Annotated in this window: 23 protein-coding genes; 4 read left to right on the top strand and 19 right to left on the bottom strand. The window is 54.1% G+C overall.

Annotation, left to right across the window (positions count from 1 at the left end; genetic code table 11):
- Positions 1-81 precede the first annotated feature (81 nt).
- A complete protein-coding gene (gene folE / locus ACTRXA_RS03395; RefSeq protein ID WP_442425800.1) occupies positions 82-645 on the bottom strand; it encodes a GTP cyclohydrolase I FolE in 564 nt (187 codons plus the stop codon).
- Entirely contained in the window at positions 629-1,054 is a 426-nt protein-coding gene (locus ACTRXA_RS03390; RefSeq protein ID WP_442425799.1) for a 6-carboxytetrahydropterin synthase, read from the bottom strand. Before ACTRXA_RS03390 ends, folE begins: the two co-directional genes overlap by 17 nt.
- 81 nt (positions 1,055-1,135) lie before the next feature.
- Here ACTRXA_RS03390 and ACTRXA_RS03385 point away from each other — a divergent pair, with 81 nt between their 5' ends.
- The gene (locus ACTRXA_RS03385) at positions 1,136-2,092 is read left to right on the top strand and encodes a glycosyltransferase family 9 protein (RefSeq protein WP_442425798.1); all 957 of its coding nucleotides are present in this window, start codon (positions 1,136-1,138) and stop codon (positions 2,090-2,092) included.
- A 6-nt stretch (positions 2,093-2,098) separates the two neighbouring features.
- Here ACTRXA_RS03385 and ACTRXA_RS03380 read toward each other — a convergent pair whose 3' ends face one another.
- The 8 genes from ACTRXA_RS03380 to ACTRXA_RS03345 all read right to left on the bottom strand — a co-directional run bounded on the left by ACTRXA_RS03380 (position 2,099) and on the right by ACTRXA_RS03345 (position 7,427).
- Positions 2,099-2,290: an FmdB family zinc ribbon protein gene (locus ACTRXA_RS03380; protein WP_442425797.1), complete on the bottom strand. Its 192-nt coding sequence runs from the start codon at positions 2,288-2,290 to the stop codon at positions 2,099-2,101.
- Between the two features lie 57 nt (positions 2,291-2,347).
- Positions 2,348-2,857: a hypothetical protein gene (locus ACTRXA_RS03375; RefSeq protein ID WP_442425796.1), complete on the bottom strand. Its 510-nt coding sequence runs from the start codon at positions 2,855-2,857 to the stop codon at positions 2,348-2,350.
- A 22-nt stretch (positions 2,858-2,879) separates the two neighbouring features.
- A complete protein-coding gene (ndk, locus tag ACTRXA_RS03370; protein ID WP_442425795.1) occupies positions 2,880-3,299 on the bottom strand; it encodes a nucleoside-diphosphate kinase in 420 nt (139 codons plus the stop codon).
- A gap of 126 nt (positions 3,300-3,425) precedes the next feature.
- A complete protein-coding gene (locus ACTRXA_RS03365) occupies positions 3,426-3,689 on the bottom strand; it encodes a pyruvate ferredoxin oxidoreductase (RefSeq protein WP_442425794.1) in 264 nt (87 codons plus the stop codon).
- Between the two features lie 31 nt (positions 3,690-3,720).
- The gene (locus tag ACTRXA_RS03360) at positions 3,721-4,434 is read right to left on the bottom strand and encodes a 2-oxoacid:acceptor oxidoreductase family protein (RefSeq protein WP_442425793.1); all 714 of its coding nucleotides are present in this window, start codon (positions 4,432-4,434) and stop codon (positions 3,721-3,723) included.
- Between the two features lie 18 nt (positions 4,435-4,452).
- On the bottom strand, positions 4,453-5,331 hold the full coding sequence (locus ACTRXA_RS03355) for a thiamine pyrophosphate-dependent enzyme (protein WP_442425792.1): 879 nt from the start codon (positions 5,329-5,331) through the stop codon (positions 4,453-4,455).
- Between the two features lie 160 nt (positions 5,332-5,491).
- Positions 5,492-6,706, bottom strand: a complete 1,215-nt coding sequence (locus ACTRXA_RS03350) for a transketolase C-terminal domain-containing protein (protein WP_442425791.1) — start codon at positions 6,704-6,706, stop codon at positions 5,492-5,494.
- Between the two features lie 406 nt (positions 6,707-7,112).
- Positions 7,113-7,427, bottom strand: coding sequence for a hypothetical protein (locus tag ACTRXA_RS03345; protein WP_442425790.1), 315 nt, complete (start codon positions 7,425-7,427; stop codon positions 7,113-7,115).
- 232 nt (positions 7,428-7,659) lie between these two features.
- Between ACTRXA_RS03345 and ACTRXA_RS03340 the strand changes: the two genes are divergently transcribed.
- Both ACTRXA_RS03340 and ACTRXA_RS03335 read left to right on the top strand, forming a co-directional pair.
- Positions 7,660-7,944 (top strand): hypothetical protein, encoded by a 285-nt coding sequence (locus ACTRXA_RS03340; RefSeq protein WP_442425789.1) that lies wholly within the window; start codon positions 7,660-7,662, stop codon positions 7,942-7,944.
- 57 nt (positions 7,945-8,001) lie between these two features.
- On the top strand, positions 8,002-8,448 hold the full coding sequence (locus tag ACTRXA_RS03335; RefSeq protein ID WP_442425788.1) for a DUF1841 family protein: 447 nt from the start codon (positions 8,002-8,004) through the stop codon (positions 8,446-8,448).
- Between the two features lie 3 nt (positions 8,449-8,451).
- Here the strand turns inward: ACTRXA_RS03335 and ACTRXA_RS03330 are convergent, their stop codons facing one another.
- From ACTRXA_RS03330 to fliD (ACTRXA_RS03300), 7 genes are all read right to left on the bottom strand, one after another.
- Positions 8,452-8,655: a hypothetical protein gene (locus ACTRXA_RS03330; RefSeq protein WP_442425787.1), complete on the bottom strand. Its 204-nt coding sequence runs from the start codon at positions 8,653-8,655 to the stop codon at positions 8,452-8,454.
- A gap of 76 nt (positions 8,656-8,731) precedes the next feature.
- Entirely contained in the window at positions 8,732-9,601 is an 870-nt protein-coding gene (sucD, locus tag ACTRXA_RS03325) for a succinate--CoA ligase subunit alpha (protein WP_442425786.1), read from the bottom strand.
- On the bottom strand, positions 9,598-10,758 hold the full coding sequence (sucC, locus tag ACTRXA_RS03320; protein ID WP_442425785.1) for an ADP-forming succinate--CoA ligase subunit beta: 1,161 nt from the start codon (positions 10,756-10,758) through the stop codon (positions 9,598-9,600). The genes sucD and sucC overlap by 4 nt, the downstream gene beginning before the upstream one ends.
- A gap of 236 nt (positions 10,759-10,994) precedes the next feature.
- Positions 10,995-11,426: a flagellar export chaperone FliS gene (gene fliS, locus ACTRXA_RS03315; RefSeq protein ID WP_442425784.1), complete on the bottom strand. Its 432-nt coding sequence runs from the start codon at positions 11,424-11,426 to the stop codon at positions 10,995-10,997.
- A 55-nt stretch (positions 11,427-11,481) separates the two neighbouring features.
- Positions 11,482-13,113: a flagellar filament capping protein FliD gene (fliD, locus tag ACTRXA_RS03310; RefSeq protein ID WP_442425783.1), complete on the bottom strand. Its 1,632-nt coding sequence runs from the start codon at positions 13,111-13,113 to the stop codon at positions 11,482-11,484.
- A gap of 358 nt (positions 13,114-13,471) precedes the next feature.
- Complete coding sequence (gene fliD, locus ACTRXA_RS03305) at positions 13,472-15,247, bottom strand: flagellar filament capping protein FliD (RefSeq protein WP_442425782.1); 1,776 nt, start codon at positions 15,245-15,247, stop codon at positions 13,472-13,474.
- A gap of 305 nt (positions 15,248-15,552) precedes the next feature.
- Positions 15,553-17,172 (bottom strand): flagellar filament capping protein FliD, encoded by a 1,620-nt coding sequence (fliD, locus tag ACTRXA_RS03300; RefSeq protein ID WP_442425781.1) that lies wholly within the window; start codon positions 17,170-17,172, stop codon positions 15,553-15,555.
- Between the two features lie 211 nt (positions 17,173-17,383).
- Between fliD (ACTRXA_RS03300) and ACTRXA_RS03295 the strand changes: the two genes are divergently transcribed.
- Positions 17,384-18,073 carry a ribonuclease H-like domain-containing protein gene (locus tag ACTRXA_RS03295; protein WP_442425780.1) on the top strand — a complete coding sequence of 230 codons (690 nt, stop codon included), beginning with the start codon at positions 17,384-17,386 and terminating at the stop codon, positions 18,071-18,073.
- Between the two features lie 90 nt (positions 18,074-18,163).
- Here ACTRXA_RS03295 and ACTRXA_RS03290 read toward each other — a convergent pair whose 3' ends face one another.
- Together ACTRXA_RS03290 and ACTRXA_RS03285 are read right to left on the bottom strand one after the other, a co-directional pair.
- Positions 18,164-18,871 carry an HIRAN domain-containing protein gene (locus ACTRXA_RS03290; RefSeq protein WP_442425779.1) on the bottom strand — a complete coding sequence of 236 codons (708 nt, stop codon included), beginning with the start codon at positions 18,869-18,871 and terminating at the stop codon, positions 18,164-18,166.
- A gap of 290 nt (positions 18,872-19,161) precedes the next feature.
- Positions 19,162-20,157, bottom strand: coding sequence for an AAA family ATPase (locus ACTRXA_RS03285; RefSeq protein ID WP_442425778.1), 996 nt, complete (start codon positions 20,155-20,157; stop codon positions 19,162-19,164).
- Positions 20,158-20,254 lie beyond the last annotated feature (97 nt).

The following is a 20,254-nucleotide window of genomic DNA, read 5'->3' as shown; positions in this document are numbered from 1 at the left end:
TTTCGGATGTCAAAGCATACCGAGGTCCATAAATTATTATATTTAAATGAGTTGGTGCGCCTCCGCCAGGACCGGAGAAGGTCAGGTACGGTAACGCTGACTGCCATTGATCAGGCTCAGGAATTCACCGCGCGTACTGGGATTGGTTTTGAAGTAACCCAGCATGGAACTCGTCGTGGTGTACGAATTTTGTTTCTCCACGCCGCGCATGGACATGCACAGATGCAGAGCTTCGATGACCACGGCGACACCCTTTGGTTTGAGCACACGATGGATGCAGTCGGCGATCTGTGTGGTCAGCCTTTCCTGAACCTGCAACCGGCGGCTGAATGCGTCCACCACACGGGGGATTTTACTGAGACCAATGATCTTTCCATCCGGCAAATAGGCCACGTGGGCCTTGCCAAAGAAAGGAAGCATGTGGTGCTCGCACAGGCTGAACATGTCGATGTCCTTGACGATCACCATCTCATCGGTGTTGGCATCGGTGAACAGGGCATCGTTCACCAGCTCGTCGATATTGACCCAGTAGCCACCGGTCAGAAATTTGAGGGAACGGGATACCCGTTCGGGGGTATTTTTCAGGCCTTCGCGCGAGGGGTCTTCTCCCAGCTCGAGCAAAAGCTTTTCAATCAACTCTTTCACTGACTTGTCCTCTATAAGTTACGAAGTTGCGTGGAGATTCGTACAATTTGATTTGGTGAAGCAACCCGCCGCCGATTTTCGGTTCCAGCGCCTCCCAGAACTTGATAGCCAGATTTTCGGCAGTGGGGATGACCCCTTGCAAAAACTCCACGTCCATGTTGAGGTTTTTGTGATCAACCTTGTCGATGATCTCCTCGGTGACGAGCTTTTTGAGGAACTTGAGATCCAGAACCATTCCGGTTTCCGGGTCGACGTCCCCCTTGACGGTCACTTCCATGGTGTAATTGTGTCCATGACCGTTGGGGTTATTGCAAAGGCCAAACACCTGGGCGTTTTTTTCGTCAGAAAAGGTTGGGTTGAACAGCCGGTGACTGGCGCAAAATTCTACTTTTCGTGTTATATAAATCATGGGTTTTCTTCCGTTCATGTTATTGGAGGGGGGCCGGATTGTCAATGGAATTCAGGGTTTAAAGCTTTTTGAAGGGATAATATGCATCGCCTGTCCGGGAAAAAAATAGTTGTGGTTCGCACCGGTGCGCTAGGCGACGTGTTGATGATTTTGCCCTTGTTGCAGGCGGTGCATTCTGTGCAACCCGATTGCCTCCATGTGGTGGTCGAAGCCCGGCAGAAAGCCCTGATGGAAGGCTTTGACTGCGTTGACCGGGCTTTCGCCACCGACGACCTGCAATGGTGGCGGGTGTATGGTGATGGCACCGATACCCTGCCTCTGCGTTTCCTTTCCGACTACGATTGCGTGGTGGCCCTCATTCAGGATCACGGCGGTACCGTGGCCGACAGGCTTTGTCAATGCCTACCAGGTGAAGTGATCGTTCGGCCACCGTTCCCTCACCGTCCGGACAAGCATGTCAGCGGGTATTACCTGGAAACGCTTCCAGAACTGCCTTCACCCCTTTCCTGGCCTCCGGGCTGGAAGGCGCCGGAAGAGGATGTCCGGGAAGCAAAACGGATTATGGCATCCCTTTCTCCGCCAACCCGAACCTGGATACTTCAACCCGGAAGCGGCGGGGTTTCCAAAAACTGGCCGCTCAAGCGGTTCCATGAACAAGCGGATTGGCTGCATTCACAAGGAATTCTTCCGGTGTTCCTGCTGGGGCCCGCGGAAGTGGCCATCTCCGAAATCGTGCATGCGTTTTGCCGGGAACGCGGGTTCCCGGTCTGGGAAAGCCTTTCCCTGACCCGTTGCGCGGCCTTGCTCAGCCATGCCGATGGGTTTCTGGGCAACGATGCGGGGGTGACTCACCTGGCTGCTGCGCTGGGATTGCCCACCCTGGCCGTGTTTGTCAAAACAGAGCCGGAAATGTGGCGTCCATTGGGGGCGAACACAGGGGTTGTCGATATTCGTAAAACCAGTGGGGCGGATCAAGACGGTGCCGGCGAAGTCAGGAGGGAACTGGACCGGCTGCATTCCTTGCGCGCCCGCAACTGAGGGAGGTCATTTCAGGTATTTCCGTTTGTTGTCCGTGGTGTAAAACCCGGAACCGTACAGGTGAAAGGTTCCACCCCCCACGCATTTATGAAGCGGTCCGCCACACTTTTCGCATTTTTCAAGAGGCGGGTCGTCCGCTTTCTGCAGGGCTTCCGTTTTTTCTTTGCACTTTTCACATTCGTATTCGTAAATGGGCATGAAATTGCCTCCTGCTTATTCGGGACGGGCAGGGTATCGCTGCAACTCCACCCGGCTTCATGGTTGTTGCCAGAAGATGGGCTTGGTGCCTTCCTGTTCCCGGAAAATGTCCAGAGTTTTTGGAATGTTCTCCTTGACCTCGTCCAGATTGAACACTTTTTGGGGCAGGGTCAGTCCGAATTCCTGCTCCCATATCCCTACCATTATACCGATCCGGTCGCTCAATATCTGGAGAATAATAAATCGTGTGATGCCGAATTTTTCCTGCACCGCTTTCGGCATCATGAAGGTTCCGTTCTGGTTGACCTCACCGAAACGCATGACGGCGAGACCCTGGTCGACTTCCTTGAAACCCAGAGAGGCGATATATTCTTTGAGTTCCGGTGGCATGAAATCGCGGGGCCAGGCCACGATGCCGTGCTTTTCAAAGTTCTGGTAAAGGACGTACGGCCGCGGTTCGTCCTGCGCCCGGGCTGGTGAAGGGGATAAAACCGCAAAAACCAGGGTCCAGATGAGAAGGCCGCCTGCCCACAGGCGGGCGGCTGGGTTGGATCGGGATCGTCGCATGCTTTACCCCCTTTCAGGGCCTTCAGGAAAGGATTTCCGTCTGACTGAAAAAATAGGAAATCTCAAAGGCTGCATTTTCGGGTGAATCGGAACCGTGCACGGAGTTCTTTTCAATGTCCACGGCGAATTCCTTGCGAATGGTGCCGTCGGCAGCGTCCTTGGGATTGGTCGCGCCCATCAGTTCCCGCCAGCCGGTGATGGCTTTGTCTTTTTCCAGTACAAGCAGGACCACGGGACCACCGGTGGACATATAGGTGGTCAGGTCTTTAAAAAAGGGACGCTCCTTGTGAACGTGGTAAAAACCTTCGGCCTGCTCCAGGGTCAGTTGAGCCCGTTTCATGGCGGCGATGCGGAACCCTTTGGATTCGATGCGCTCCAGGATTTTGCCAATGAGGTTGCGTTCTACAGCGTCAGGTTTGATGATAGCAAACGTTCTTTCCATTGATACTCCGGTTCTTCTAGGTGAATGAGTTGACGGGGAATTTGGATGTCAGGGAAAAAAAAAGGTATTTGGGGGAGCCCCAAATACCTTTTCCTTATATGAAACCAATACAGGTTTAAAGGATGCTCAGCGCTGAACCACTCCCACCCGTTTGATCACGAAACGATCTTCCAGATTATCGATCCATTTCATCTGGATGGCATCGTGCTTGGCGACGTCTCTGCAGATGTAAACACAGATTTCGCAAGACTTACAGCGGTCCACCGAAACGTAGGCGGATTTGTCTTCCTCGCTGTAGTTGATGCAGTTGGCTTCGGGACAATAGGTCGTGCACAGGTGGCAATTGGTTTCTGCGCATTTATCCTTATCTACATCTGCAATGTAGTACATGCTTATTCAATCTCCAATTCAAAAAGTTACCTTAGACGGCAACCGGTTTCTCTTTGGCATCAGCATGAACACCCCATTTGTTATCAATCGCGAACTGATAAGCGGCTTTGATGGTGTCCATGTTCGCCTGAAGCAGTTTCTGCTTTTTGGCGAATTTTTTCTCGATGACGCTGTCCAGAGAGGCGGTACCACCGGAAGTAACGATACCTTTACCGATGAAACGATCCTTCACGGATGCCTCAATCGAGTCCATGTCCGGCATGCCAAAGATGGCGGAAATGGCGCCGCACATGGCCATGTTGGTGGCCAGGTCGGTTCCCGCAATATCATTGGCAAGTTCGGTCGCCGGCAGATAATAAATGTTCGCTTTTTTATCTACCAACTCCTTTTCCTCATCGGGAATGAGTTTGAGCGGCTCTTTGTTATTGATCAGGATGATGCCGTTCTCTTTCAGGCCCGTGTAAAAAGGCATGGTGTACGACTTACCCAGTGTGATGACCTGAGCACTGAAGATCATCAGCACGTTGGGGAAGACGATCTCCCCGATTTCAAAAATCTCATCGTTGGAGATCCGCACATAACTTTCAACCGGGGCGTTGCGCTTTTCGGAACCGAAAAAGGGCACGAGGGAGCTGTACCCCTTACCGATTACGACCGCGTTACTCAGGATGTGAGATGCGGTGACGACGCCCTGGCCTCCAATACCGGCCATGCGGACGTTATAACGTTTGACTTCTTGTGGCATGGATTGAAAACCTCCTCATTATTTTTTAGCAGCTTTGGCTTTTTCTTTTTCTTTCTTTTCGAGGTCGGTGATGTACGCCTTGGCTTCATCCGTCATTTCCTCGTGGAAACCATAACGTTCTTTTTCGACATCGAAGGCATCCTGCATGACTTCCGGAGTGGGAATCGCATACTCGATGTTGCAGGAAGTGTAGGCCTGGATGTAGGTCGGGCCGATTTCGCGCGCAATCAGGATGGCGCGACGAACGGTGCGAACCACGCGGGCCGGGTTGGTCGGCGCGATGCGTGCGATGTAAGCACAGTTCGAAACCCGGGCCAGACCCAGAGCGTCGATCTTGCCGGTTTTCTTGCCGCGCGGGGCCATCTTCAGAATCTGACCCTGCATGGTCATACCGCTTTCCTGCCCACCGGTGTTGCCGTAAACTTCGTTGTCCAGCATGATGGTGGTGAATTTTTCCTGACGGAACCAGGAATGCATGAGGGCCTGGAAGCCGATATCGATCAGACCACCGTCACCGGCCATAACAATGACGTCTTTATACTGATTCGGATAAAGAATTTCCAAGCCGCGTTTCAGGCCGGATGCCACGGAGTTGGTGTCACCGTAGTTGCCGTAGATGAACGGGATGTTGGCCTGGGAAATAGCAAGACGGCCGCAACCTGCGGTACCGACGTTGATGGTATGTTCAGGATTCGGCAATGCCAGCATGGTGAGGCGGATGAAAAGGGTCATCGCACAACCTGCACACATCGGATGCTCTTCCAGAAGTTCCTTGAACTTCCCCATTTCGCTGACTTTCACCTCACGGCCATACTGACCGTACTTGACCAGATCACGGTATTCAACGGGGAGAAGATCTTCAAAACCAGGAGACGGTTTAACGGTTTCGAGAGACATAATTGATTTACCTTTCTATATATATTTAAGAAAGTTTTATTAAGTTTTATTTAGACCCTCAGCTTGCAAGGGTTGACGCATCTTTATGAAAGGGAATTTCGGGGCCAAAGTCCCGAAAAACTAAGCCTACACGATTCGCACGGCTAACGCAACATCAGTGTTACAGGCGATCAACCGTACCTTTGCGGGCCGCATCCAGCCACTCGAGAATCATCTCGGTCGGCATGGTCATGCCACCATAAACCCGCGGTCCGGAGGCGATTTCGGCTTTGCAGTTGCCATACAGCGTGGAGCAGACTTCCTTGTGCAGCCAGCCCGCCTGGTTGAACTCCGGAACCAGAATCCGCTTGGCGTTCTTAACCGCCTCAATGATCTCCCTGCCAGGCCACGGGCGAATGGTCTTGACTTTGACCAGACCCACCTTGCGACCGGCTTCACCTTCCTGACGCACGGCTTCGCGTGACTGCGAAACCGCGGAACCGGAAGCGATGAGGAACTCTTCGGCGTCCGGGTTTACGACTTCGATCAGGTCGCCCAGGTATTTGCGCCAATGCCGGGCGGAACGCTCGACAGCGGCAAACACTTCCTGCTGCCAGCTGGCATGCATGTGGTAGCTGATGAAGTTGGATTTCTGAATGGGAGCGTCGCGGGACAACCGGGCCGGCGGGTTTTCGTTGTCCATGGCCGGTACGGCCGAACGCCAGCCAACGCGGGGCGGCAGCTTGAATTCCTCCGAAGGCATGGACACCTTGCCGCGAGCGTGGGTGACGAAAAAGCCGTCAACCGATACCACCGCGGGGAGAGTCACATCCACTTCCTCGGACACCATGAACGCAGCGAGGGAATAGTCAAAGAAGTCCTGCTGGTTTTCAGCATGGGCGTGGAGGATGCCGGTGTTCAACAAAAATGAAATCTCGATGTTGTCCGGCTGAATGGCCAGCGGCGTGTTGATGACGCGGCACATGTTCAGCAGAACAAGAGGAGTCCGCGCACCGGGCCAGGAAGCGATGGCTTCCATGCCGCGCATGAGTCCCGGACCGGAAGTCGCCGTCAGGGAACGCACACCGGCCCTCGAAGAACCGCCGATGGCCGTCATGACCCCGATCTCCTCTTCCGCACGGTAATAGTCCTTCAGGTAGCCCTCGTCATAGAGGTAACCGACCTGCTGCATGGTTTCACTCTGCGGGGTGATAGGGTAAGAGATGGCGATGTCTACATTGGCCCGGCGAATGGCCTCGCGGGCCGCCTCACTCCCGGTGATGAACTCGGTTTCACGGGGCGCTTCTCTCAACAACCACACCGGGTCGACCACTTTTTGCAAGTCGCCTTTAGGGACCCATTCTTCTTTTTTCTGGGTTGCAGTTTGCTCGGTCATAACGACTCCTCAACGCAATGATGTTTATTCCAAATGTTGAATATACTTAGCTTTAAAGCTGTTATTTAGTATTTAATAGGGCAACTGGAAGAGGGACTCTGTTCCAGGAAAGATCAGAACAACCTGATTTGCGGTGTTCAAATTACCATGTTTGCCCCTCTAATACAATTTAATTGAAGGTTTTCAATTAAATTTTGTACAGGTTTGGAAGAAACTCCGCACACACCCGATTTCACTCTGGATGGGGGGCGTTTCGATAAATTAATTAACCCAATAATTTCAAGTATTTAAATTAAACTTTGAAGGGAGGAAGGTGCCCCCGGAGCAACTGGCTCTGCGCCAGTTTGCAGGGTTTTTTAGGACCAGAGGTGAACTTTTGTCCCCTCAGGCTGTCCCCCGGGGCGACTCACCCCTTTTGTTCCTGCTTCGACTGGATTTCATTCAGGTGGGCGAACGCTTTCTCGAGGAACTCGTTTACAGCCTTGTCGTTTCGGAATTTGAGCGTGGTTTTGGCCAGGTCGGTATCGTGATACAGCTCGTAACGCATGGTTTCCCCATCCTGAAACTTGACCACGTCCACGGTCCACTCCAGTTCGGTGATGTCCTCCGTGGGGAAGTTCACCGCCGTGACCCCCAAATTCCCAACGCGGTATACAAACTGAAGACCGCCGTTTCCGCTCGGCTCGGTACGAGTGAGCACGAGGTTTTCCTCGGTCAGCATAAGGGCAAGGCTCCTGTTAGCGATTCTTTTAATGGTTTGCAGGCGGTTTTCTGCAACAAAAACCTGTGTTAGGATAGGCTTCCGGCTGGCCGGAAACTCCAGAGTACCCAACATACCAGACATGAAGCCTTCAGGTAAAGGCTTCATCTTTTTTGGATATACAAATTAACACAATCCTTTTCTCCACACAGACATCTTAACCCGGAAACTAAATACATATTGATAAAGGTTTATGGAACCAATTGAACTGAACGATCCAGCAGAGATCCAGCAATTCCTGAGTAAAGTCCGGCTTACGGGCAAGGGTTTCACCTCCGATGCGCTCTTGGGAGACGTATTTGAGGCCGGGCTCGACTACCCCGACTTTTTAAAGGCGGAAGGGGAGGACCCGGACGCGAGCTACGATGGCAAGTCTCCGGCCTGGGCCAAATACCATGTCCGTCAGGGCAAACGGGTCTTCATGGTGTACGGTGCCGCGGGACGCGAGCGCCGCTCCCATTTTTCTGAGACCCCTTAATTTATTATTTCATCCGGGTCCCCTGTCGGGATAAACACCGGATTTGAGAGCGAACTTATGAAATTCGACAAGGAAACGCAGGAACGCATTCTTCGCGTTGCGGCCGACCGAAACCAGGGTAAGGACATGGAAGAGGTGGACGAAAGTATCGCCTACATCATGGACATGCACCCGGAGTTCGACCAGGCCTGGGAAATGGGTGAGATGGCGGTGTACCCGCAGGAGATCGATGGCAAGGTGGTCAATCCTTTTGTCCACACCGTCCTGCATGTCGTCGTGGACCAGCAGATCCGCGACGAGGCGCCGGACTTCGTGGCCCAGGCCTACAAGGACCTGGTGGACATGGGCATCGACCCGCACGAGGTCCTGCACCACCTCATCTCGGTCTACGCCGATTTGTATTTCACCACGTTTCGCCGCGGCGACAACTTCAGCAACCTCGATTACCAGGAACGCATCAAGAAACTGGTGCAGGCCGCCAAAGATGGGATGCAAGAGGGGTGACCGTCACTCCGACTGACCTGGCTTCAACGGCTCGTGGCAGACTTCGCAGTGATCGAGTGTGTAGTCGTTGATGTGCTGGCAGACAGGGCAGTCGAGTTCCTTGTCCTCGGCCTTCGGCGGGTCAAACGGCGTCAGGCACTTTTCGCACCACGCGGTTTTATTGATATTGGGCGCCCCGCAATTGGGGCATTCGAGAGTGTAGTTCATACCCCTTGGGATGCAGGCCATCCCAAGGGGTTTTGTTTTTTTAACGGATTTTGCGGAAAAGAGATGCAGGTGGGGCTTACAGGCACTTGGCGATGGTTTTGCCGATGTCAGCAGGGCTTTTGACCACCTTGATGCCACACTTTTTCATCACCTTCATTTTGCCTTCCGCCGTGCCCTGACCACCGGAGATGATGGCCCCGGCGTGGCCCATCCTGCGGCCCGGAGGCGCGGTCTGACCCGCAATGAAACCCACCACCGGTTTGGTGATGTGTTTCTTGATGTAATACGCGGCTTCATCCTCCGCCGATCCACCGATCTCGCCGATCATGCAGATGGCCTTGGTCGCCCGGTCTTTCTGGAACAGCTTCAATGCGTCGATGTAGCGGGTGCCGATGATGGGGTCGCCGCCGATGCCCACGCAGGTGGACTGGCCGATGCCCATCGCCGTCAACTGGCCCACGGCTTCGTACGTCAACGTACCGCTTCGTGAGATGATGCCGACGTTGCCTTTTTTGTGAATGTGCGCCGGCATGATGCCGATCTTGCATTTGCCGGGGGAGATGACGCCCGGACAGTTGGGACCGACGAGACGTGAGTCGGAATCCTGGATGTACCGGTACACTTCCACCATGTCGTAAACCGGAATGCCTTCGGAGATGCAGATGATCAATTCGACGCCCGCATCCGCCGCCTCGAGGATCGCGTCCGCGGCGAACGCCGGGGGCACGAAGATCATCGATGCGTTGGCTTTGGTTTTGTCCACGGCCTGCTTGACCGTGTCGAATACCGGAACGTTGTCCAGAACCTTCTGTCCACCTTTACCGGGGGTCACACCTGCCACCAGCTGGGTGCCGTATTTCTGGCACTGCTCGGCATGGAACATGCCTTCGCGACCGGTGATGCCCTGAACCAGCAACCTTGTGTTTTCGTCTACGAGAATGCTCATTTTATTGCCTGTACGACCTTTTTCGCGGCGTCTTTCATACCGTTGCCGACGATGAAGTTGATATCGGATTCATTCAGAATGCGGTGACCTTCTTCCATGTTGGTGCCTTCCATGCGGATGACGACCGGAATGCCCACATTCAATTTCCTGGCGGCAGCGACCACGCCGTTGGCGAGGATGTCGCAACGAAGAATACCGCCAAAGATGTTGATGAAAATCGCTTTGACCTTGTTGTCGGAGAGGAGGATGCGGAACGCGTTCTCGATCATCTCCTCGTTGGCGCCGCCGCCGACATCCAGAAAGTTGGCCGGCTCGCCTCCGCTGTGTTTCACGATGTCCATCGTCGCCATGGCCAGTCCCGCACCGTTCACCATGCAGCCGATGTTGCCGTCGAGCTGAATGTAGTTGAGGCGGAACTTGGAGGCTTCGATCTCGTTAGGATCTTCTTCGTCGAGATCGCGCATCTCCTGCAGGTCGGGGTGGCGACCCAGCGCGTTGTCGTCGATGTCGATCTTCGCGTCCAGCGCCAGCAGGCGATTGTCGCCGGTGACGACCAGCGGATTGATCTCCAGCATCGACAGGTCTTCCTTCACGAAACACTGGTACAGGTTGATGATGAAAGGAATGGCCTGCTTGAACACCTCACCTTCCAGGTTCAATGCAAATGCGATCTTGCGGGCGAGGTAAGGCTTCACGCCGATGACGGGATCGATGCGCTCGACGATGATTTTTTCCGGTGTGGCCTCGGCGACTTCTTCGATCTCCATGCCGCCCGCCTCGCTGGCCATGATCATGACCTGGCTGGTTTCGCGGTCGAGGATGAGGCTCAGGTACAACTCGCGAACGATGTCCATGCCTTCTTCAACCAGCACCTTTTTGACCAGACGTCCCTCCGGTCCGGTCTGGTGCGTGACCAAAGTCATGCCGATGATTTTGCCGGCGTGCTGTTCGGCTTCTTCCGGACTTTTGGCGAGTTTCACGCCGCCGCCCTTGCCGCGTCCGCCTGCGTGGATCTGCGCCTTCACCACAACCGGCGTGGTGCCGATCTCCCGGGCTGCCGCTGCGGCTTCCGATTTGTCATGAATCAGAATGCCACGCGGGACCGGTACTTTGTATTTCTTGAAGAGCTCTTTGCCCTGATATTCGTGAATTTTCATGGTTCAAATTGAAAGAATTAAATAGGTATCCAAATGTGGGAGCCGCTTTGTACCACAGGTTTTCGCAGGTTGTCAAAAAAAAGCGGGGGGATTGGAATTCAAAACGGCAGGAGGAACGGGGCGGCTCCTCCTCAAACCGGACGCGGGAATACCCGCGCGCGCCCGAATGGACGGAAGGATTTCTACGAAAAAATGGCAGGGGGCTAAGGAAAGGATGAAAATTTGGCTGTGCGCCTTCAACAACGGGCGGCGAATCCGGGTTTGGCGTTGCTGGATCCGGCGGTTTCTGTTTCTTCCGCCGGGTTCAATATCTGGTCCCAGGCTTCGCGCAGCGGCGTCATCACCCGCAGGATCGACTGCAGGGCGGCTTTGTCGTTTTTGATGTTGGCGTGCGTGAGTTGACGCAGGATGAACTGGTACAAACGTTCCAGGTTGCGTGTCACCTCGCCGCCTTTGTCCGTATCCAGAGCCACCATGAGTTCGTTCACGATATCCCGCGACTTCTGAATGTATGCGCTTTTGTGCGCGACGTCGTTCTGGTCCATCGATTCCATCGCCATGGTGACAAAGCGTATGGCCCCGTCGTACATCATGAGAATCAACTTGCCCTGGTTGGAGGTGGAAACCTCGTTGATCTGGTATTGATTGGGTCCCTGGGTCCGTACCATGAATTCGCTCTCCTGTAATTCTTCTAGTTCTTCGTGATATCCGCGTTCGCTGTTATTACTTGCTCAAAAGGCTCGGCAGGTTTGCCAGGGACGACTCGACGGCCCTTCTTTGTGAGTCGAGTTCACCCAAAAGCTGTTCCAGCCGGATAAATTCTTTTTTGATGTTTTCTTCAAACAAAGCCAGCCGGTCATCGAGCCTCAGGATGGTTTCGTTCAGGTCCTCGATGGTTCCGGTGGTGGTGTTGATGTCGCCCTGAAGCGGGCTGTTCAGCGTGGTGTCCGTGTTGAAGGTCACGATGCGGTTCAACTTTTCGGCCACCCCCAGGGACACCTCGATCGTTCCCTTGCTGCCGTCCACGGCCAACTCGGAAGGGGTGATGCTGAACACCAGGCCTTCCGCCGTGGTGCCCGCCGCACCGATGAAAGTGTCGCCCGGGCCGGCGACCGCGGGAGTGAACGTGGATTCCCCCACTTTGCGCAATTCCGGCACTCCGCCGGTGACCTGCAACTCAAAGGTGCCTTCTTCTGTAGTGGAGGCCGCGCTGCCGAAAGTGACGTTCGGGTTGGATGCCGAACCGCTGTTGATGAACAGGTTGACCACACCGGTGGGGTCGGAAGCCAGTGCCGAACTCAGTTCGGCTTCATCCAGTTCAAGCAGGCCGTCGTCCCCGGTCCTGATACCGACCTGGGAAAGAAAACTGAAGGAGGTGCTGAGTCCCTGCACTTCACTGGAAACCAGCCGTGCCAGCGACTGCTCCAGTGAACGGACGGAAACATTTCCGAACAGGGGACCCGCTTCCAGCGTGTCCGAATCGAACTTGGCGTTTTGATTCACGAAGGCCCGGATCGCATTGTACTGCTCGACAAAATCATCCACCTTGCCGCGAATGGCTTCGGTATCCTGCGTGATTTGAATGGTGCCCGGTCCCAGGGCCTCGAGCGACAGGGTCGTCCCCGTCAGGACGTCGCTCACGATATTGGTACTGCGGGTATAGGAGATGCCTTCAAAATCGAACAGGGCGTCCTGCGCCACCTGGACATCTGAAAAATTTCTTGCCGCTCCGAAAAAACCAGGGGTGAAACTCACTGAAACCGTATTGGCACTCCCTTCGTCGTCCCCGGTGATGACCAGGCGGTACGGGTCGGGACTACTGCCTGTATCCACGATGGTGGCGGTCACCCCGCTCACGTTGTTGTTGATCTGGTCGGTCACTTCCTGAAGCGTGGCGCCGGGAGCAATGGTTAGATTGTTGGCCACGCCTCCTACAGTCACATTCAGGGTTCCGTTCGTGAACCCGGTGTGAAATGTGCTGGTTGTCAGGTTGAACAGGTCATCCGACTCCACAATGGCGTTCTGCGCCAGCTGGTTGACGTCGATGCTGTAAGTGCCAATGGGGGAGTTGAGGGTCGTGGTGACCCCGACGCGGGCGTTTTCTCCCCCGGAGGTGTCGGCAACGAAACTGCCGTCGATGGACACCAAACGGTCGCGAACGTTCATCAGCCGCACAGTGCTTTTGAAGGTGTTGAGCAGACCGCGGAACTCTTTCAGCAGGTCGAGCTTTTCCACCTCCAGCTCGCGGTCGGAGACCTTGGCTTCAAGCGGCCGCTGCTGCAATGCAATCAGTTTCTCGACCACTTCCGAGGTGTTGAATCCAGATTGGAGGCCAAATATGGATGTGATGGCCATGACCTTCTCCTTATTTAATCAATCGGCACGGGGTGCGCGCTATCTAGTCATCATATCGACCAAAAGGAAAGGGGACTTTAGATAAAAAGGCGCTCAACTCCTTTCTTTCAGGTAATTTGGCCGCTTGCTGGAATTTCGTTGAAATCTTTAGGGTTGGAGGTTTCCAGGTATCGAGGGCAGACCCCCTCCCGTGTTTGAGAACACCCTTCCGGATTCTTTGATTAATTTAAAAAAAAATAATAAATTTGGGTATTTATGAATAAATAATTAAAGTTTGGATGAATTTCCGGGCCCGGGATGGGGGGTGAGCGGAGGTAGCAACGACCCATGGTCCGGGCCCGGCAAATCAGGTTGTCCGTCAGCGGTGGAAGTCGAACAGGCCGGTCAGGGTGAACCGGAAATTTTCCATCATCAACCTCTGCGATTCCAGCCGGCTCAGGGATTTATCGAGGTTTGCAAACTGGCTCCGGCTGCGTTGTTCGGATTGCTGAAGCTGGCGTGACAATCGATCGATGAAACGGGTGAGTTCGCCCATCCTTTCATGGACCGTGTCGATGTCCGCTTGAAAGGGTTGAACCGGGTCGCCCTCTTCGGTGACCGCCGTCAGCAGGCGGTTGAGCCTGCCGGCGAACCCGGAGGAAACCACAACGGACCCTTTTTCCCCTTCCTCGACGAGTTCCACCGGGTCGACCCGGATTTGCAGTCCTTCTGCGGACGTTCCCGCCGCGCCTTCAAAGGTACTGCTGGTGGTTCTGACCGCGGTGCTGGACTCGGACTCACCCACTTTGTGGATTTTCAGGGACCCATTTTGTATTTCCAGTTCAAACACCCCACCCTCCATCCGATCCCCGGCACTGAGGAAGGTTACGTTTGGGTTCGAAGCGGATCCCTGAATGGAAATCAGGTCGAGGACGTTTTGCAGGTCGTATTCCAACGCCTCATCCAGTTTGTCCATATCCAGGGAAAGCGTTCCGTCCTGCTGTACGGTGATGCCGATCTGCGCCAGGCGACTGGACCCGCCTTGCAGCTCCGCCAGTTCGCTATTCAAGAAGTGGCAAAATGCCTTGTGCAGGTTTCGCACTGAGCAAAGGGAGAACAGCAGCCCGGGTTCCCCGGTTTTTCCGTTGTCAAACGCATGGCGGTCGATGAAATTCCTGATCTCATTAAATCTCGCTATGCAGTGCCGGATCTGGACTTGAAATTCATCCATGCCGGTAGCCGGTTTTCCCGGAACGTCCCGTGTGATTTCCCTGATCTTGAGGGTGCCGGCGCCTGGGGTTTGCAAAGTCAGCGTGGCGCCGGGAAGGGCGTGGTCCACCTGATTGGTGAAGTGGGAGAACGGGGTGCCGTTCAGGAGGAGGGAAGCGTCCTGTGCCTGCCGAACGGTTTCGAACGTCTCTCCCCGCCGGGAAATTCCGCCGATGCCGGAGTCAATGAAGTCGAGTGCTTTGGTTTCGGACCTGCCCGGCTGGGTGATATTTTTTTCCAGCAGGCCGAAGAGATTGAAGCTTTTCCTGTTTTCCCGAAAACAGGCGGCAACCCCCTGCGCGGCTCCGGTCAGGTTGCCTCCGATCTCAAGGCGGTAGAGCGTGCCATCGCATACGGCCCCTGCCGTGACATTGGCGCTGGATGCACAAATGGCCTCCACAACTTCTCGGAGGGAAGTGTTTTTGGCAATCTCGATCTGAGTCCGTTCGGCGCCCATCTGGAAAATCAGCACTCCCCCCCGGCTGGTGAACGCATCGTCCGGGTCGGCAAGGGCGCGCCTGGAACGAACGATCCCTGCCTGCGCCAGCTGGTGGATGTCAATTTTACAGGTACCGGCCGGAGCCGAATCGCTGACCTTCAGACCGAGGTCCGCGGGACCGTTGGAAATGAATTCGCCCTGTTTTCCGACAACGATGGTTTCGTCCGGAGTGGCGGGTGTGGGCATCGTCACGCAGAGATTTTGAAGAGTGGACTGGAACGACGCGACCAGGGAACCGAGCCGCTTCAACAAATCCAGCCGCCGTTCACAAAAAGTGCGTTCCGCTTCTTTGGACCGCAAACTTTTTCTTCGGAGGGTGACCAGGTGCTCCGCCGAGTGGGCGGTATTCAATTTCTGTTTCATCTCCAAAAAGGAAGACAAGTGCATCAGCTACCCCGATTATTCTGGTTGCAAGTTCACTCTCTCCCCCTTCACCCCATTTTTCGGCGGCTTGAAAAAATCCCTTTAGCTCTATTTCAAGTCGATACTACCTATTGGAGGGGTACAAAAAGGCTACAGGCTTTTTGAAACAGATTGGCCAGTCGGAAGTTAAAATAGGTAAAGTCGGGGCCCGGGCGCAATAATATTTTTTTTCAGGCAGGGATTTTTTTTAATCTGGAGGAGCCCGATGCCCCGCATAGTAAAAGGAGGGGGGAGGATCGCCCCCCTGATGAATCCATTCACCGGGTCAGCTATTTAGAGGATTTCAGCATTCCCGGCAGGTTCGCCAGTGAGGCCTGTACTGCTTCCCGCTGCGAATTCAATTGCCCCAATATGGTCTCCAGCCGGATGAACTTTTGACGCAGGTTGTCCTCGAACAGCTTCAACCGGTCGTCGAGCATCAAGATGACCTCGTTGAGGTCTTCGATTTTCTCGGTGGTGGCGTTGATGTCGGCCGACAGGGCGCTGTTTCCGCTTTCCTTGGTGCTTGCCGTCAATGCCCGGTCCAGTTTTTCCGCAATGCCGATGGAGACGGTGAGCGTGCCCTTGTCGCCGTCGGTTCCCAGTTCCGCCGGGTCGATGCTGAACACCAGCCCTTCGGCGCTGGTGTCCTGCGCTCCGATGTAGGTGTTGCCGGGACCCGCCACCGCCGCCACGAAATCCGTTTCCCCGGATTTTCTGAGGTGCGGCACGCCGCCGATGACGCGCAGTTCAAACTCGCCTTCCTCCGTAAATTCCGAGGCGCTGACAAACTCGACTTCCGAGTGACTGGCCGAACCGCTGGTGATGAACAGGTTGATCACCCCTTGCGGATCGCTGGAGAGGGCGGAGCTCAGCTTGGCGGAATCGAGTTCCAGCGTGCCGTCGCCGCGGGTGGCAATCCCTATGGTCGACAGGTAGTCCAGATCCCCGTCCAGCCCCTGCACCTTGGCGGATACCAGGTCGGCGAGGTTCTGCTTCAGTTGACGCAGGGAAGCGCTGCCGAACAGTGGGCCGGATTCCAGGGTGTCGCTGTCGAAAAATGCGTTCTTGTCAATGAACGCCAGGATTTGATTGTATTCCTCGACAAAGGCCTCGACCTTGTCCTCGATTTCCTCGGTGGAGATGCTGATCTGGATGGTGCCCGATCCCTCGGCCTCGAGCGTCAGGGTGGTGCTGTCGATCACGTCGTCCACAATGTTGCTGGAGCGGGCGTACTGAATGTTGTCGAGGGTGAAGAGCGCATCCTGCGCCGCCTGCGTGCTGGAGAAGGTCTGGTCCGGCCCCGGTTCGTTGAACACGGCGGAGACGGCGTTTTCGGCGCCGGTCTGGTTGCCGGTGATGACGATGCTGAAAGGAGTCTGGCCGCTGCCGCTGTCCACCACGCGGGCGGTGACATCCGCCGATGAGGCGTTGATCTTGTCCACCACGTCCTGCAGCGTGTCGGTATCGGTGATGGAGATGTCGGTTTGCGTGCTACCGACCGTGATTTCCAGGGTCCCGGCGTCGTCCGGGCTGTAAACGGACGTGGCCGAGGCGTAGTTGTCGTCCGACCGCACGATGCCCACCCGGGCCAGTTGGGTGACGTTGATGGCAAAACTGCCGGAGGGGGAGGTGACGCTGGTGATGACATCCACTTTGGCGGTGTCCGTGTTGCCCAGGAAGGAACCCACCTTGACGGTCATCTGGTCGCGGCCGTCCATGGTGCGCACCAGGCTTTTGAAACTGTTGGCATTCTGGCGCAATTGCTTGAACAGGTCGAGGCGCTCGATCTGCAACTCGCGTTCGGAAACCTTGGCTTCGAGCGGGCGTTGCTGAAGAGCAATCAGTTTTTCAATAACTTCGGAGGTGTTGAATCCCGATTGAATGCCGAAAATGGAGGTGATAGACATAAGTTCCTACCAATAAAGGTTAAAATTACTGTCCCTCCCAATAAGCTTTACGGATAATTATAAAAAAAGTTTATACCGATATTGGAAAAACCATAAAAAATTTGATTATCTTGCAGGCTGTCCTGTGTGGATGCTATAACTGGTTGATTTTTATTTGGTTCTGCGGGAGGACTTGAACTGCCGGGGGGCGAAGTGATATAAGGCTGTCACTATGTCCGACCAACTCGATCTGTTTTCCCAGCCCCCGGTGGAAGAGCCGGCGCCTCCCAAACCGCAGAAAGCCCGAGGCCCTCGTGTCCTGTATTTCGACCTGGAGACGCAGAAGAGCGCCGACGAGGTGGGCGGCTGGGACAACATCAAGGACATGCTGATGGCCGTCGGCGTGGTGTGGGACAGCCACGACGAACAGCACCACGTCTATTACGGCGAGGCGGAGAAGAAAGAGGGGAAGGGCTACACCGACCTCATCGACCACCTGAAGTCGGCGGACCTCGTGGTCGGCTTCAACGTCATCGGCTTCGATTACACCGTCATCCAGGGCGCGGCCAGCCAGCGCCACATCGATCTTTTGGACATCCCCACCTTCGACATCCTCGTCGATTTCATCAAGCTGAAAAACCACCGCATCAAGCTCGACAACCTCGCCGGCTGCACGCTGGGCACGAAGAAGTCCGCCGACGGACTCATTTCACTGCAATGGTGGAAGGAATACCTGGGGGGCGATGCGGGCAAGCTCGACCGGATTGTCGAGTACTGCAAGCAGGACGTGAACGTGACGCGCGACCTGTTCTTATTCGGCAAGGACCACGGCTACATCGAGTACGACAACCTCTCCGGCAAACGCTTCCGCCTGAACGTGGACTGGACCGTCGAAACCATCCTCAAAAGCCCGCATCGGTAAGGCGACAAATAAGTCTGAAAGTAATATTTTCTTAATAAGACTATGGAAGGGTAAGGTAAGAATTTTGTGAAATTTCTTACATTAAAAGGCTTATCCTAATCGGTTTTTTCGTTTCTTCAAGCTTTCTTCATCCGATTTACTTAATCCCACCCGATCATTAAAAGTTTCGTATTTTTTAATTTCCTCAAGGGCCTCATTGGTCTTTCCTAGCTTTTCCAAAATTAAAGAAAGGCGGTTGATTGGGTATCTAGTGGTTCGCCAAGCAACCGCCTTTTCTCCTTGTGAATCTAATCGTTGCAATTCAGCTACTGCTTCCCGATATAATTTTACTGCTTGTATGGGTTGGGAGGTTTCCTTATTTTTAGCTTTGTTAATTAACTCCTTTGCCTTTCGATCGATGTCCATATAGGGAGCTACAGCCTTCCAATCAATATCCTCCTTAGTTATTTTTAGTACGCACCCATAACTTTTTCGAAAAGCTGATATGAATAGTCCTAGAAATCCGGAGCCGCCAGTAATTTCTTTAATGACAGCGTTCGTTTTACCTCCCCGATCAATATGATTAGCAAGCTTTGCGTCTCCTTTTGGTAAATAACCTATTTGCTTGTCATCTAAAGTGAATACAGCAATAGCAAATTTATCAAACTTATTGTTTGGTTCCCTAACTAGCTTTACCTTTTGACCCGACTTGCAATTTTTAAGAATATTCTGCCGATTCGTTCCATCATGGTTTTGATAAGTTACTCCTACGACCTTTAAAGCGAAACTTTGCTTTGGTAAATCAATGGAAACTTTCATTTGAAAGTTCTCCTAATGGAATCTTTATATACTTTTTATATTTGAAGAGTTGTTTTTGGTATGCCAAATAATTATTTGACGTTCCAATATTTAATTCAAGGACAAATTTAGGAATGAATGACCAAAAAACCAAAAATTTCTATCTGAATTTGTTTAAAGGGTAGGCTAAATTTTTTTGGAGTCTAAAATTGGGATGAATTCCTGGGTTAAATATCGGTAGAAAAATTTAGTTAATCTTTAGGGTGTGGGTTAAATTATTTCGGTTTTAAATTGGTAAGCAAAAATTTATTTTACACTTTCACCTCAGCCAACAGCTTGTCGATGATGTCCTGGGTTTTGATGTTTTCGGCTTCGGCTTTGAAGTTGAGCAGGATGCGGTGCTCCAGCACCTGCTGGCTGACGCTCTTGATGTCCTCGATGGTGACGGCGACGCGGTTGTCCATCAGCGCCCGCGCTTTGGCGGCCAGCACCAGGTATTGACTGGCGCGCGGTCCCGCCCCCCAGCTGACCCACTCGGTGATGAACGACGGCGTCGTGCCGTTCCCCGGCCGTGACGCCCGTACCAGATCCACCGCATAGCGCGCGACGTGGTCCGACACCGGCACCTTCGGCACCAGGTTCTGCAAAGCGAGGATGCGGTCGGCCTCCATCACCACCTGCAAATCCGGCTTCACGCCCGACGTGGTGGACAGGGCGATCTGCACCTCCTGCTCCTTGGTCGGGTAATCGACGTTGATGATGAACATGAAGCGGTCCAACTGCGCCTCGGGCAGGGGATAGGTGCCCTCGTGCTCGATGGGGTTCTGCGTCGCGAACACGAGGAACGGTTCATCGAGATGGTACGTGTTCGATCCCACCGTCACCTGGTGTTCCTGCATGGCCTGCAACAGCGCCGCCTGCGTTTTCGGCGGGGTGCGGTTGATCTCGTCGGCGAGGATGATGTTGGCGAAGATGGGGCCGAGGATGAAACGGAAGTCGCGCTTGTTCGTCGCCTGGTCTTCGTACAGGATCTCGGTGCCGGTGATGTCCGACGGCATGAGGTCGGGGGTGAACTGGATACGGCTGAACTTGAGGTTCAGCACCCTCGCCAGCGAGCTGACGAGCAAGGTTTTCGCCAGCCCCGGCACGCCGACGAACAGGGAGTGGCCGCGCGAGAACAGCGCGATCAGCAGGTCCTCGATGACGGCGTCCTGGCCGATAATGACCTTGCGGATTTCCTTCAGTACCTGGTTTTTCGCGTCCAGCAGTTCGCGGGCGAGATCGAGATCGGGCGTCGTTTGGTCCATGTGGGTCTCTTGAAAGTCAAATGCGAAAGAATAACTTTTGCATGATGGGTTATAAAAGCGAGATCGGGCCAGCCTCAATGTTGCGAAAAGGCATGGT

The organism is Nitrospina sp. P1_D6 (genome assembly GCF_052156615.1).
Lineage (GTDB): Bacteria > Nitrospinota > Nitrospinia > Nitrospinales > Nitrospinaceae > Nitrospina.
This window is presented reverse-complemented; position numbering and strand designations above follow the sequence as displayed.